Genomic DNA, 15102 nt, shown 5'->3' with positions numbered 1-15102 from the left:
GTTCGGTGCCACTATTAATGATAGTATTTATCATTGGTGAGTACATACTATACTTACATTATACATAAATTGAACAAAAAGTAGAGGAAACTAAATTTCGATGATTAAAAAACGTTATTTATGGATAGATATTGCACGATTATTTGCTATACTTTGTGTTGTTTTTAATCATGTCAATGAAAATCTAAATCAAAGTCCAATAACTAAGACTACCGTTATTCTGCAATTAATTGGACGTATGGGTGTTCCATTGTTTTTAATGATTTCCGGTTACTTAATGCTGAATAGAGATTATACGGTACAGGATAAGATGGATAAATTTGTACATCATAATATGCTACCAATGGTTTATTCGACGATTCTTTGGACCTTTTTATTTTCTTTGTATACGTATTTTATTTTAAATAATAAATCTATAGCTTTGTTACTTCAAAATATAACTTTTCAAAATCGGCCAATGCCTCAAATGTGGTATATTCAATTATTGCCTGTTATTTATGTACTTGTCCCTATACTATCTATTGCTAAAAAATATTTTACTCAATATTTAGGATCTATATTTATAGTGGGAGCATCCCTGTTGGGAATTGGAACTTTAACAGCTAGTTTTACTCAAAATAAGCTCGTGCCATTTCAGTGGAATATGAGTGGATCATGGGGACTCGTTTTTATTATGTTGGCCTTGTTGATATTTGGGAGTTATTTAAATGATATTGTTAAATCAAAAAAAACATTTATTTTATTGGGAGTTGGTGCAATAATTAGTTTCGTATTATTTGTAATTAATACAAAGCAATTATCACCAGCTGGAATGATGTCTACGATTTGGTACACACAAATATGGATATTTATTCCCGGAAGTTTTCTTATTTTAGTTATTGAGAAATTAGATCCTTATTTTGAAGGGTTTATATCTAAGTCAAAATCATTGCAGAATTCTATTATAAAACTTAGCAGTTTAACTTATGGTGTCTACATCGTGCACTATGTTTTTTTGAATTTTATTCTAAAATTTAATATTTTTCATTCGGGATTATTAAATACAATCATACTAGCCTTGTTTGTATTAATTGTTTCATTTGTTTGTGTTTGGGCAATAACAAAAATACCTAAATTTCCATCTTTTGTATTTCTTACAAAATAAGTGTAATAGATAAAATAAATTTAAGTATATTTTTATCTGCTAAATTAATATATTCCAAAAATTAGATTAAAATTATATATGTATAACTGGCCAGAAAAATTTCGGTATAGAGCCGAATTTTTCTGGCCAGTTTTGTTTTAATTCACTATATTATTAGTAATAGACTCAGTCAATAAAGGTAGATATTGATAATCTCATTAAGAAAAGTTACATAACCTGTAATATCAAATTTTATTGTTCATAATTGTAATATGATCCAAAATATTAATGATAAAAATAGTGCACTCTTTCTATTTAACAGGTGGCAAACGAATGAATTAGGTGAAAGACAATATGCCCGCAACAATATATTACTTGTAGATTGGCAGCTAATTGATGGCACATGGTATTATTTTGACCCGAAAACAAAAGCTCTCAAAAAAATAATAGTAGTTATTTAATAGACAAAAAATTATCTTGAACGTCCTTATATACGTTATTGAAAGAGACAAGAACATTAAGGAGAATTTTGATGAAAAAAGGCTGGTTTTGGCTATGCAGGGAATGTTATTGTAGGTGAGTCTCGTTAAAGATGGGCAAGTAAATATTGGGAAGTAAATATGGCGAAATCCGTTAATTTACTTAGTTATAAGCAAATTAACGGATTTTTAACTGCTTAAATTGGCTAAAAACTTAGTTATAGTAGCACTTTTAAAAATAAATTAGCACTTTATAACAAAGAGTGCTAAAAGTGTTGACATTTAGATATAAGGCGTGTACTATAATAACTGTTAGCACGAAGTAGTTGAGAGTGCTAAGGAGGTGGAGCGTATGTTAACGGAAAGACAGCGGCTAATATTAGCCACAATAATTCGTGATTACGCAAAAATCGGCAGAGCTGTTGGGTCTAAAACTTTATTAAGTGAATTAGATTTAACAGTAAGTTCAGCAACTGTGCGTAATGAAATGGCACTATTAGAGGAATTGGGCTTGCTACAAAAAGAGCACACTTCATCTGGTCGCGTCCCTTCACAGCGAGGCTATCGTTATTATGTTGACGAATTGATGCGTCAGCAACATTTATCAAAAATTGTTCAGGAATCTTTAGAACATGTGTTTAATCGTAATTTTCAAGAAATTGATGATTTGATGCAAACAATGGTAAATGAATTAGCAAGCCTAACAGGTTATACGGTTGTTGCTCTAAAACCTGAATCAGCAGATATTCGATTATCAGGTTTTCGCCTAGTACCAATTAATGGTCAACAAATTATGGCGATTATTGTTACGAATGATGGACAAGTTACAAGTCAAAGTTTTCGTTTACCAGAAGGGATGTCCGTAAAGCATCTTGATGATATGGTTGATTACATTAATAAGACATTAGTTAATCAACCTATTATTGAAGTATTACGAACGTTAACTGGTGACTTACCTTGGCAGATGGAACGTACAATTCGAACACCAGTTGCATTTTTACAACTATTCGGTGATGTATTGGCACGTTCTATTCATGATAAAGTGTTCATCGGCGGTTATTTAAATGTTCTTGACTTCACGACTGATTCTAGTTTGCAAGATATCAAGCAATTATATCAATTGCTTGATTCTGCCATAGATATGCGACGAGTTGTTGGAACGGCAAATGACGGAGTGATGGTACAAATTGGTGATGAGAATGGTAACAGTTTGCTATCACCATATAGTTTAGTATCAGCCACATATCGTGTTACACAGTACGGGGTGGGTGCAATAGCCATATTAGGTCCGACATCCATGCGGTACGCTGACATGATAGGCTTGGTTGATGCGTTCCGAAGTGCTTTAACGCAACAGTTACTAGAATATTATCGTTAGAAAAGAGGTGTTAACATGTCAAAGGAAAAGCAGACTCCTGAAGAAGAAATCGAAGTTACCGGTGAACAAATTAATGTTGACACCGATAATGAAGAAACAACTTCTACGGTAGATCAAATTTCTGATTTAGAAGCTAAGGTTTCTGAGGCAGAAGATAAGTACTTGCGTGCTCATGCAGAAATGCAAAACATGCAGGCACGATATGCAAAGGAGCAATCACAAGCTGTTAAATTTGCTAATCAAAAATTAGCACAATCAATTTTACCAGCTGTAGATAATCTAGAGCGTGCCTTGCAAGTTGAAGCTGATGATGATTCAGCACAACAAATTAAGACGGGTGTTGAGATGGTGTATAAAACGCTAATTTCAGCGCTTGAAGAACATGATGTGAAAGCAGTCGGTGAGGCTGGTGAAGCATTTGATCCTAACTTCCACCAAGCAATTCAATCTGTGCCTGCTGATGATGATCATCCAGCAGACACCATTGCAACGGTTCTTCAAAAGGGTTATGTTTTAGCTGATCGTGTTGTTCGACCAGCAATGGTATCTGTTTATAATTAAGCAGTTATTCATTATTATTAGTATTTAACAAATAACAAAAATCTGATCAATAAGAGGTAAATTATTATGTCAAAGATCATTGGAATTGACTTAGGAACTACAAATTCAGCTGTTGCTGTTATGGAAGGTGGCGCACCAAAGATTATTACTAATCCTAATGGTGGTCGTACTACACCATCAGCTGTTTCATTTAAGAACGGTGAGACGCAAGTTGGAGATACAGCAAAGCGTCAAGCGATTACTAATCCTGATACAATCTTGTCAATCAAGTCACATATGGGTGAGCCTGGTTACAAAGTAACGGTTGATGGTAAGGACTATACACCACAAGAAATTTCAGCTATGATTTTGCAATATATCAAGAAATATGCTGAAGATTACTTGGGTGAAACAGTTGATAAAGCTGTTATCACTGTGCCAGCTTACTTTAATGACGCACAACGTCAAGCAACGAAGGATGCCGGTAAGATTGCTGGATTGCAAGTTGAACGTATTGTTAACGAGCCAACTGCTTCTTCATTAGCATATGGTTTGGATAAACTAGACCAAGACCAAAAGATTTTGGTTTACGATTTGGGTGGTGGAACGTTTGATGTTTCTGTCCTTGAATTAGGTGATGGTGTATTCGAAGTATTGTCAACAAATGGTGACACTCACCTTGGTGGTGACGACTTTGACCAAAAGGTTATCGACTGGCTAGCTGATGGCTTTAAGAAGGAACACGGTGTTGACTTAAAGAATGATAAGCTTGCTTTGCAACGTCTAAAGGATGCAGCTGAAACAGCTAAGAAGACTTTGTCTTCAGCTACTGAAGCACAAATCGACTTACCATTTATTACAGCAACTAACGAAGGTCCATTGCACTTGCAAACGACTTTGTCTCGTGCACAATTCAACCAATTGACAGCTGATTTGGTAAAGCGTGCTGAAGCACCTGTGCGCAGTGCTTTGAAGGATGCTGGTCTATCAATTGATGAAATTGACAAGGTTATCCTAAATGGTGGTTCAACTCGTATTCCTGCTGTTCAAGAATCTGTTAAGAGCTTGACTGGTAAGGAACCTGATCACTCAATTAACCCTGACGAAGCTGTAGCCCTTGGTGCCGCTGTTCAAGGTGGTGTTATCACTGGTGATGTTAAGGATGTGGTTTTGCTTGATGTTACACCATTGTCATTGGGAATTGAAACAATGGGTGGTGTCTTTACAAAGTTGATTGATCGTAACACGACTATTCCAACATCAAAGTCACAAACTTTCTCAACAGCTGCTGATAACCAACCTGCCGTTGATATTCATGTTTTGCAAGGTGAGCGTTCAATGGCTGCCGATAACAAGACATTAGGTCGTTTCCAATTAGCAGATATTCCAGCTGCACCACGTGGTGTACCTCAAATTGAAGTTAAGTTTGACATTGACCGTAACGGTATTGTTTCTGTATCTGCTAAGGATTTGGGAACAAATAAAGAGCAAAAGATTACCATCCAAAGTTCAGGATCATTGTCAGATGAAGAAATTGAACGTATGATGAATGACGCAAAGGCTAACGAAGAGGCTGATAAGTCACGTAAGGAAGAAGCTGATTTACGTAACGAAGTTGACCAATTAATTTTCCAATCAGAAAAGACGTTGGAAGAAGTTGGCGACAAGTTGCCTGAAGATGATAAGAAACCTGTAGAAGATGGCGTTGCAGACTTGAAAGCAGCGAAGGAAGCTGATAACTTAGAAGATATGAAGGCCAAGAAGGAAGCTTTGGAAAAAGTTTCTCAAGAATTAGCTGTTAAATTGTACCAACAAGCACAACCAGCTGAAGGTCAAGAAGGTGCCGCACAAGAAGGTCAAGCAGATGACAATACTGTTGATGGCGACTTTGAAGATGTATCAGATGACGATAAGAAATAATTAAAAGATTTAGCGATCTGAACACCCCTACGTTACAGACCGTACGCGATTGTGAGAATAGCAGCTCACAATTGCGATACATATTAAAATTTTTAGGAGGATTTGCCTCATGAATAATACTGAATTATATGAGCGTTTAGGTATTGATAAAAATGCCTCACAAGATGAAATTAAGAAGGCTTACCGTAAATTATCAAAAAAGTATCACCCAGATCTTAATCATGAGGCAGGTGCTGAAGAAAAATATAAAGAAGTCCAAGAAGCCTATGAAACACTAGGTGATGAACAAAAACGTGCCATGTATGACCAATATGGTGCAACAGATGGTCAGCCAGGTGGTCAAGGTGGTTTCGGCGGCTTTGGTGGTTTCGGTGGCGGCAACGCTCAATATGGTGACTTTTCTGACCTTGGTGATATCTTTAGCCAAATGTTTGGTGGCGGATTCCAAGATCCTAACCGTCCACGCAAGGGACAAGATTTACAATATCGAATGAATCTAACCTTTGAAGAGGCTGTTTTTGGTAAGGATGCAACAATCTCATATACGCGTGCAACAAATGACGGTAAACAAGAAAGTAAAGAATTAAAGGTTACCGTTCCAGCCGGTGTTGAAAATGGTCAGCAAATGCGTTTGTCTGGTCAAGGTGAAGCTGGCTTTAATGGTGGACCTTATGGTGATTTGTTTGTTGTGTTCCGTGTTTCACCTTCAAAGGATGATTTTGAACGTGAAGGGACAACGATTTATTCACGTATGCCAATTGACTTTACGACAGCCACATTAGGTGGTGAAATTTCAGTTAAAACAGTGCATGGTGATGTTAAATTAAAGGTCCCATCTGGTACAGCAACTGAGACTAATTTCCGTTTACGTGGTAAAGGTGCGCCACATATGCGTAGTGGTAACAACGGTGATCACATTGTGACATTGTATGTAGATGTTCCAAAGAAATTGAATAAGGAACAAAAGAAAGCACTTGAAGCTTTTAACGAAGCAATGACTGGTGAACATAAAAAAGGATTTTTCGGCTAATAATAAAGGCAAGTGACTTTGTTTAAGGTTACTTGCTTTTTTGTATGGCATAATTGATAAGGAAAATGGAGGTTACTAGATGCGTTTAGGAGATTTGAAAATTTCTTTACTTGGTATGCCTTTAGAACGTCCGTTAGCAACACAATTATTTTCATCAGATTGTGTGTTTGTTAAAATTATAGGTAAAGTGGACAATAAATTAATTTTGACGTTAGAACCAAAGCAAATCACAACGATTAATGATTTGCAGCAGTATGATGAAAATGATTTGGAAGTAATGATTCGTGATCGTGAACAATTCTTACATAAAATATACGGGTATCGTATTATAGACAACATTATTGTGTTAGCCTAATTAAGGAAGGGTAATATGCAAAGACGAATGGGCTGGCTTTTAACGACCATAATTGCGATTGTTGCGCTCATTATGGTTTTAGTATTATATCGTAACACTGGACAACCAACCCGTGTACGAACAATGGCAGAGGAAGCTTTGACTCATAACAAATTTCCTTTTGCTAAAAAGGGACAAGATAGTTATGAAGAATATCAACCGACTAAAAAAGATTTAGCAAATAAAAATTATGTTGAACGTGGCCAACTTAAAAAAAATGGTCAGTATCAACTAACAGAGACAGGACTTGAACAAAAGTGGATAGATAATAAAAAAGTTGATAGTACTGTTACGAATGGCGATATGATTTATCATATTAAAAATATCAATATTATTCAAAATACTGCACGAACACAAAATTCATTATCATCAGCTAGACGTTCGTTAAATGATCGTAAATTGGGGACGAAATTTACTACATTGGTTATTAACTATGATGTGACGAATAATAATCTAGTAACGGCAATTACCCCAGGGATTACAGCGATTAAATACGCTGATGACACAACCATGTCGATATTAAGCGGTATCTATAATGATGGGCGTTTGAATACTTCGGGTATTGTACCTTATGAAACAACAGCGACAACAACAACTGTGTTGGTCCCTAACCACATGGGAAAACATTTATCATCACTGGATATACAATTTGCGACGGTTAAGGATTCGGCAAATAATGAAATTGTAAAGCCATCATCAGTCAGAACAATTACGTTTTAGCATCATTAAATTGCTGTATAAAGTAGTTAAAAAATGCTAGAATTATAACTAGTATAGACCGTCATTTAGGCGGTTTTCTTTTTGAATAAAATTCGATTAGAAATAAGCACAAATAATTTAAAAAGATAAGGAGTTCCTAATTATGCAAATTGAGTTTCTAGGGACTGGCGCTGGATCTCCAGCGCGTTTTCGTAATGTAACGGGTATTGCTTTACGATTGCTTGAGGAAATTAATGAAGTTTGGTTATTTGATGTGGGTGAAGGTACGCAACGTCAAATGCTACAATCAACGATTCGACCACGCAAAATCACAAAAATATTTATCACCCATTTACATGGTGATCATATTTATGGATTACCGGGACTATTGTCTTCACGCTCTTTTCAAGGCGGTGATGAGCCTTTAACGATTTATGGGCCGAAGGGCATTCGTCAATTTGTGGAGATTAGTCTACAAGTTTCACAAACACATTTAACCTATCCAATTTATTATGTTGAATTACCTGATACAGGTGGTGAGGTACTAGAAACTGCTAAATTCACAGTAACAGCTTTGCCATTAGATCATCGTATTTTATCATTTGGTTATCGTGTTGTGGAACACGCACATCCAGGTGAACTATTAGTAGAGCGTTTGCGTGAGTTACACGTACCAGAAGGTCCATTGTATGGTCAACTAAAGCAAGGTAAGGATATTACGTTGCCTGATGGACGGACTATTTACAGTAAAGATGTTATCGGTGAAGCAAAACCTGGTCGTTGTGTGGCAATCATCGGGGATACGCGAAAGAATGATAATACGCTATTACTGGCAAAGAATGCTGACGTTATGGTCCATGAGTCAACATATGGTAAAGGTGAAGGGAAGCAAGCACGTAATCACTACCATACAACCAGCGTACAGGCAGCTAAAATAGCAGCACAAGCACAAGTTGGACGGTTGTTATTGACGCATATTTCGGCACGTTATGCAGGTAAGGCAGCAAATGAATTAGCCTATCAAGCACGTTCAACTTTTGAAAACATACGTGTTGTTAATGATTTTGATGTATATGATGTGCCATTTGGTGAACAGACAAATTCAAAACCAATGACATTACCTGAAGCAGACACTATTTTATAGTACAAGGAGGCATTTCATGATTAATTCACGTTATCAATGGGAAAAACCAACTATTCAAAACCAAAAAGCGGTTAATGAACTGAGCGAAACATTTGGTATTTCTAAATTAATTGCTAAAATTTTGGTTAATCGTGGCTATGATACCGTTGAAACAGCAAATGCCTTTTTACGCCCTGAAATTTCAGCGTTATATGATCCATTTTTATTGCATGATATGGATAAAGCGATTGAACGTTTATTTCAGGCTATTGACAATGGTGAAAGCATTGTTGTTTACGGTGATTATGATGTTGATGGCATGACAAGTACGGCGATTATGACATGGGCTTTAGAACTGATGGGCGCTAATGTGACTTATTTTGTTCCAAGTCGATTTAGTGATGGCTACGGGCCTAATTTAGCTAATTATCAAAAACTTGCAGCTGATGGCATGCAGTTATTGGTTACAGTTGATAATGGTGTTTCAGGTAAAGCTGAAATTGCTTGGCTAATGTCACAGGGGATTGATGTTGTTATTACAGATCATCATGAGTTGCCAGCAGATTTACCAGTAGCAACAGCGATTGTACATCCGCGTCATCCAGATGGAGAATATCCATTTGGTGGTTTGTCAGGTGCTGGTGTTGCGTTTAAAGTTGCTTCAGCATTGTTAGAAGAGCCTGCAGATGAAGTGCTAGATTTAGCTGCGTTGGGTACGGTGGCAGATGTGATGTCATTGACAGATGAAAACCGAATCATTGTAAAACAAGGTCTTGAAAATTTGAAATTAGATCCACGTCCGGGCTTATCAGCGTTATTAGCAGCGGCTGGCACACAATTATCGGATATTGATTCATCAACAATTGGTTTCACAATTGCACCACGTCTTAATTCTTTGGGACGTTTGGAAGATGCCACAACGGGTGTTCAATTGTTATTGATGGATGATGATGAAAGTGCCAAACCATTAGCAGAACATGTTAATGAACTTAATCAAAAACGACAGCAATTGGTGAATGATATAACAGTTGCTGCACAGGCCCAAGCACAAGAATTATCAGCTGATCCAGTTTTAGTGGTGGCTGGTGAAGGATGGCACGAAGGTGTATTAGGTATTGTTGCTAGCAAATTAGTTGAACAAACGGATAAACCGGCGATTGTATTAACGATAAATGATGATGAAATGAAGGGATCAGGGCGATCAGTAGCAGCTTTTGATTTATTTAATGCTTTAGATGGACATCGTGGTTTAATGACAAATTTTGGTGGCCATGCGAGTGCTGCTGGTATGACAATACCAACAGATAATTTGGCAAAAATTAGGTCTGTTTTAAAGGATGAAGCAGCTAAACAATCATTGGCTACAGCGCAAAAGGCACAACTACCAATTGCTGCTGAAGTAACTGTATCAGATTTTACACAACAAAATTTTGATAATTTACAAGTATTAGCACCGTTTGGTGAGGGAAATCCTGAACCATTATTTGTCGTTAATGTAGACAAAGTTGATAAAGTTAAGACAATGTCTGATGGTAAGCATTTACGATTTACAGCACAGACAGACGCTGGCGTATTACCAGTTATTGCCTTTGGTTGGGGTCAGCAAGTCGATGCTTTGAATGGCCATTTTTCATCGTTACAAGTTATCGGAACGATGAGTCAAAATACGTTCCGCGGCAGTACAACCTATCAATTAATGTTAAAAGATATGGCTGCGCAGGGTGCTGCTATTTTAGATAAGCGTACAAGTCGTTTAACCAAACAAACTTTTGCTGCTAATGCTACCTATGTATTTTTCAATCAAAATCATTATCAGCAATTATCTGGGTATATTGCACAGCCCTCAAATGCAATGATGTGGCATGATATTGGCCAGCAAGCAGGGATTCAAACGATGGTATTGGTAGATTTACCAGAATCATTAGCGCAATTAAAGGACTTATTACAGCATGCTGTGCCAGCACGTTTGATACCAATGTTTTATGTTAAAACCCCCGTTTATTTACAAAAAGTACCGGATAAGCAAACTTTTGCAAAAGTTTTCAAATTTGTTAATTCGTTTAAAAATATTGATTTAAATACGCAGTTTGATAATGCTGTTAATCATTTGAAAATACACAAATTAACACTACAGTTAATATTAAAGGTGTTTTTGGAAGCAAAATTTGTTATAATCGAGAATGGTATTTTAAATGCTGTGCCAAATCCAGCGTCGTTGAATCTAAGCGAAACAGAGACGTTCCAAAAATTTATGGTGCAGCGAGATCTTGAACGACAACTAATTTACAGTACAACTGCTGAATTAGAAACGTTATTAATGAATTTAAGTAAGCAGGAGAGCTAAACAGATGTTGGATTTGAATGACTATATTACCTCTATTCCGGATTTTCCTGAAAAAGGTGTTATCTTCCGTGACATCACGCCATTATGGGGTGATCCAAAAGCATCCGCCGAAGCAACCCGGCGCATTACACACTTTGCCAAAATGCGTGATGTGAACGTTGTAGTTGGTCCTGAATCTCGTGGCTTCTTAGTTGGGGCACCAGTTGCTAATGAATTAGGTACTGGTATTGTCTTAGCACGTAAGCCTGGTAAGTTACCAAGAGAAACCGTTAGTGAAAAATATACTTTAGAGTATGGTGAAGCGGCATTGGAAATGCATAAAGATGCAATTAAACCAGGTGAAAAAGTATTAATTACCGATGATTTACTGGCCACAGGAGGAACGATTGCTGCTGCCATTAAGTTGGTAGAATCTTTAGGTGGTATAGTTGCTGGTTTGGCCTTTATGATTGAGTTAAAAGATTTAAATGGTCGTGAAAAACTTGAAGGTTATGATATCTTGTCATTGATGAGTTACTAAAGATATATTGTAAAGAGACTCAGACATTTGTTTGGGTCTCTTATTCTTTATAAATAAATAGTGAATTTAATGATTTTGTAAATCGTCGTCAAAAGTGGATAAAATATAAGTTTTATTAATGAAAGCCGTATAATATTAACTTATTTAGAATTTGTTAAGGTGCTTGATAGTTTAAGGCTTTATTTTTAAATAACATTGTATACTCCTGAATATGTTGAAACTAAGGAGAGAGATTATGCATCATTAACTAGCTACTACTTTTAGTCAATTAAGTTTTAAAAAGGAGAAGTATTTTGCAATTAATTGAAAAAAATAGAATTGTTAAGGTTTTGGCAAGTATTGTTATAGTTATGTTAGTTCTGATGCAAACAATTACGATTCAAGATCATCCAATAATATATAATTTTTTAACTTGGTTAACGTGGCCTGCTTTGTTTTTTATTGCTGGTTATTATGCAAATTATAAAATGGATAAATCTAACATACTACACATTGTAAAACGTTATTTAGTACCATACATAATAACAGGTTTCCTCATTATTGTTATTAATAAAATTGTACAAGTCTTACAATTAAGTAGTTGGATAAATACACCTTTTCCGTCAATGAAAATTGGTGTAGTAACTATGTTATATGGTAATGGTTGGCCAACTGATACGTTAATTGGGCATCGTGATTTTGGCGTTGGATTACTGTGGGTTTTACTAGCATTATTTTTTAGTATCTGCATTCAGTTGGTAGTAAATAAGATTCCGGTACAGTTTATTAAAATAATTACTAGTTTGATTTTGATGGTATTGGGATTTTATTTAGGTACAAAAGTTCAATTACCTTGGTCATTAAACGCAGCTTTGATTATGCAACCATATGTACTGCTAGGAAAATCTTTTAAAACCGTTTCGACACTAAATATTAATGCTCCGGTGACAATTTGCGTGGGTCTGTTAAGTGTTTGGTTAGTGTCAGTTGGTAGTGGTCCTTTTGAATTAACTTTGGCAACAACTCGTTATTGGTTTTTTGGAGTGATCACTGCAATCTTAGGATTAAATATGTTGATTTTTACTGCAAGATATATTAATAAGATGTTGATTAATCGCTTTTATTATTGGTTTGTTAAATTAGGAGAGAAGCAATTAGTTAACATTGCTGTGCTATCCTTTGTTGTTTCGATAATTCCAGTTGGACGATATGTTAGTTCGTTAATTAAAATACCTCATGGTGTTCTTATATTTATTTGGTTAATGGTGTTTATCATTATCTTGTCAGTAAAAGTCGTGATTCAATATATTGGTCAACACTATTTTAATTGGTCTGAAGATGAGGAGATAGGATAAGTGAAAAGGAAATTTCAAAATTTAAAATTAACTAGTCCTACACTTAATGGTTGGATGAGAATATTGCTGATTGGATTAATTTTTAGTATCTGTACAACTGTATTACTACAATTTGCGATGTATTTCCAAACCTGGGGTCGCTTTGATCAAACAACTGATATTGGTCAAGCTTTCCAAGCAGCATGCCGATTCATGGAACATCCGCAAGCATTTTTTTCAGTACTGGTTAGTTTGATCTTATTTATTTTTATTATCGTATTAACTAATCATTTATTCGTTGGAATTGCTACCTATTGGGTATTGGTAATTGTGGCGTTTGTTGCAGAGTATATGAAGATGAAGGCACGTAACGAACCAATCTTATTTAGTGATTTATCAGAGGTTACAGCTGTTGGTGGCTTAACACAGATGGTTGATAAAACATTATTGTTTGGAGCAATGGTAGTCATTTTAGTATTAGTTATTTTAGTTGTAGTACTAGAAACATGTATACTCAAAAAACGTACTAGTAGGTTTGCCGAATCAGTACATGGTATGATGTTCCAAAAAATGGGAGAGCGGTTGTTGACACTATGTATGTCTATTGTGTTATTGGGAACTCCGTTTTTAGTAAGTGCGGATAGCAATCGTGCATTACTAGAACACTTTGGTTATGAATGGCAAAGTTTTAATACTGGAGACGATACCATGATTAACGGACCAGTTATGACATTTGTTTCTAATATTGCAACGGTTATTATGCGTGAACCATCTGGTTATTCGGCTAAAAGTATGGCTAAGATAGATCAAAAGTATGAGAAGTATGCTGCTGTTCTTAATAAAACACGAACAAATGATTTGTCTGGTCAAACCGTGATTACACTTTTGAGTGAATCATTGACGAATCCTGATAAGGTAGAAAATTTAAAATATACTGGTGGTGCAGACGTTTATAAAAATATTAAGCAATTAAAAAAGAACGCGGTCATGTCAGGAACAATGTTATCGTCTGGCTACGGTGGTGGTACAGCTAATATTGAATATATGACGCTTGCAGGATTTCCACTAAGCATGTATGCTCCGGAGATGGTAGTACCTTATGGACAATTAGTTCCCTTTGCTAACAAGGTGCCAACTTTACCTGGTTTATTCGATAAGCGTGAAGTCATTCATCCATATGTTGGGACTTTTTATAACCGGCGTGATGCATATAAGAAGATGTCAATTCAAAAATTCTATACAACTGATGGTCAAAAGTATAAGTATCCATCTTCAGATGCGGGTACCTTAGGTAAATCAGTATATACAGCTGACAAAAATGCATATCGTTATTTGTTGAAAAAGATTGCTAAGTCATCAAATAAGGATTCACAATTTTTACAGTTAATGACGATGCAAAATCATATGCCATATGAACCTGGTGAGTATGGTAATAGTAAATACAAAGTGACGTCGCCGACTTTGTCGGATACAGCGCGGAAACAAATTGAAACGTATATAACTGGTGTTCATTATTCCGATGTTGCAACGAAGAAATTGGTTGCTAAATTGGATAAGATGCAACGTCCAGTTACGATGATTTTCTATGGTGATCACTGGCCAGGCGTCTTTACTTTTGTTGATCCGAATAAACAAAAGGAACGTTCACACGAAACTGATTACTTTATTTATCAAAATAAGGCTGCTCGTCAGCAAAGCAAGCAAACTTTTAATCAACATGAACGTGCGTATGCTTCGCCAAGTGATTTTCCAGCATTAGCTTTGCAGGCAACGAATAGTAAAGTGTCACCACTATTTGCTTTACAAACTAAAATTGTGAACGAATTGCCAGCGTTTGCAAATTACCAACGTGGTCGCTTTGTTGATAACAATGGTAATCAGTTATCAACAAAAGATTTAACCAAGAAACAAAAGGCGTTATTGCACGATTTGAAATTAGTACAGTATGATTTAAGTTCGGGTGAACATTATTTAAAAAATAGTTTTACCAAGTAATAAATTTAAAGGACCGGGGTACATTTAAGTATCACGGTCCTTTTAGATAGCAGAAGAATTTATTTTCCATGATATAATAGCAAAAGTATCATAAAAAGGTACTTATAATTTTGAATAAAATGATAATTTTTAAAAGGAGTAAACACGGTGATTAATGTAATTAAAAAGGCTCTATGTCAAACAGCGTGAAAATCGTGAAATTGACTTAAAGAGTTTGTGAAATATAGCTTGCGAATCTGACAAA

General features: G+C 35.8%; 12 protein-coding genes. All 12 read left to right on the top strand.

Annotated elements, in window-relative coordinates:
- Positions 1 to 100: 100 nt before the first annotated feature.
- A complete protein-coding gene (locus tag FFM61_RS07975) occupies positions 101 to 1144 on the top strand; it encodes an acyltransferase (RefSeq protein WP_074427978.1) in 1044 nt (347 codons plus the stop codon).
- A gap of 810 nt (positions 1145 to 1954) precedes the next feature.
- Positions 1955 to 2980, top strand: coding sequence for a heat-inducible transcriptional repressor HrcA (hrcA, locus tag FFM61_RS07970; protein ID WP_074427979.1), 1026 nt, complete (start codon positions 1955 to 1957; stop codon positions 2978 to 2980).
- A 15-nt stretch (positions 2981 to 2995) separates the two neighbouring features.
- Entirely contained in the window at positions 2996 to 3541 is a 546-nt protein-coding gene (grpE, locus tag FFM61_RS07965; protein WP_074427980.1) for a nucleotide exchange factor GrpE, read from the top strand.
- A gap of 66 nt (positions 3542 to 3607) precedes the next feature.
- The gene (dnaK, locus tag FFM61_RS07960) at positions 3608 to 5440 is read left to right on the top strand and encodes a molecular chaperone DnaK (protein ID WP_074427981.1); all 1833 of its coding nucleotides are present in this window, start codon (positions 3608 to 3610) and stop codon (positions 5438 to 5440) included.
- A gap of 109 nt (positions 5441 to 5549) precedes the next feature.
- Positions 5550 to 6470 carry a DnaJ C-terminal domain-containing protein gene (locus FFM61_RS07955; protein ID WP_074427982.1) on the top strand — a complete coding sequence of 307 codons (921 nt, stop codon included), beginning with the start codon at positions 5550 to 5552 and terminating at the stop codon, positions 6468 to 6470.
- A gap of 79 nt (positions 6471 to 6549) precedes the next feature.
- On the top strand, positions 6550 to 6825 hold the full coding sequence (locus FFM61_RS07950; RefSeq protein ID WP_074427983.1) for a hypothetical protein: 276 nt from the start codon (positions 6550 to 6552) through the stop codon (positions 6823 to 6825).
- 15 nt (positions 6826 to 6840) lie between these two features.
- Positions 6841 to 7584, top strand: coding sequence for a hypothetical protein (locus FFM61_RS07945; RefSeq protein WP_074427984.1), 744 nt, complete (start codon positions 6841 to 6843; stop codon positions 7582 to 7584).
- Positions 7585 to 7726: 142 nt separating this feature from the next.
- The gene (rnz, locus tag FFM61_RS07940; RefSeq protein ID WP_074427985.1) at positions 7727 to 8707 is read left to right on the top strand and encodes a ribonuclease Z; all 981 of its coding nucleotides are present in this window, start codon (positions 7727 to 7729) and stop codon (positions 8705 to 8707) included.
- Between the two features lie 16 nt (positions 8708 to 8723).
- The gene (recJ, locus tag FFM61_RS07935; RefSeq protein ID WP_074427986.1) at positions 8724 to 11030 is read left to right on the top strand and encodes a single-stranded-DNA-specific exonuclease RecJ; all 2307 of its coding nucleotides are present in this window, start codon (positions 8724 to 8726) and stop codon (positions 11028 to 11030) included.
- Between the two features lie 4 nt (positions 11031 to 11034).
- Entirely contained in the window at positions 11035 to 11550 is a 516-nt protein-coding gene (locus FFM61_RS07930) for an adenine phosphoribosyltransferase (RefSeq protein ID WP_074427987.1), read from the top strand.
- A gap of 293 nt (positions 11551 to 11843) precedes the next feature.
- The gene (locus FFM61_RS07925) at positions 11844 to 12884 is read left to right on the top strand and encodes an acyltransferase family protein (protein ID WP_074427988.1); all 1041 of its coding nucleotides are present in this window, start codon (positions 11844 to 11846) and stop codon (positions 12882 to 12884) included.
- Positions 12885 to 14858 (top strand): LTA synthase family protein, encoded by a 1974-nt coding sequence (locus tag FFM61_RS07920; protein WP_240005999.1) that lies wholly within the window; start codon positions 12885 to 12887, stop codon positions 14856 to 14858. It begins immediately after the preceding gene.
- Positions 14859 to 15102: the final 244 nt, after the last annotated feature.

Source organism: Weissella hellenica (assembly GCF_005405545.1).
GTDB classification, from domain to species: Bacteria; Bacillota; Bacilli; order Lactobacillales; family Lactobacillaceae; genus Weissella; species Weissella hellenica.
Note: the sequence above shows the minus strand (reverse complement) of the source record. Positions and strands in the feature narration are given on the sequence as shown.

Coding starts and splice junctions, on each gene's coding strand:
- FFM61_RS07975 (WP_074427978.1), top strand. CDS start 101: ATGATTAAAAAACGTTATTTATGGATAGATATTGCACGATTATTTGCT.
- hrcA (WP_074427979.1), top strand. CDS start 1,955: ATGTTAACGGAAAGACAGCGGCTAATATTAGCCACAATAATTCGTGAT.
- grpE (WP_074427980.1), top strand. CDS start 2,996: ATGTCAAAGGAAAAGCAGACTCCTGAAGAAGAAATCGAAGTTACCGGT.
- dnaK (WP_074427981.1), top strand. CDS start 3,608: ATGTCAAAGATCATTGGAATTGACTTAGGAACTACAAATTCAGCTGTT.
- FFM61_RS07955 (WP_074427982.1), top strand. CDS start 5,550: ATGAATAATACTGAATTATATGAGCGTTTAGGTATTGATAAAAATGCC.
- FFM61_RS07950 (WP_074427983.1), top strand. CDS start 6,550: ATGCGTTTAGGAGATTTGAAAATTTCTTTACTTGGTATGCCTTTAGAA.
- FFM61_RS07945 (WP_074427984.1), top strand. CDS start 6,841: ATGCAAAGACGAATGGGCTGGCTTTTAACGACCATAATTGCGATTGTT.
- rnz (WP_074427985.1), top strand. CDS start 7,727: ATGCAAATTGAGTTTCTAGGGACTGGCGCTGGATCTCCAGCGCGTTTT.
- recJ (WP_074427986.1), top strand. CDS start 8,724: ATGATTAATTCACGTTATCAATGGGAAAAACCAACTATTCAAAACCAA.
- FFM61_RS07930 (WP_074427987.1), top strand. CDS start 11,035: ATGTTGGATTTGAATGACTATATTACCTCTATTCCGGATTTTCCTGAA.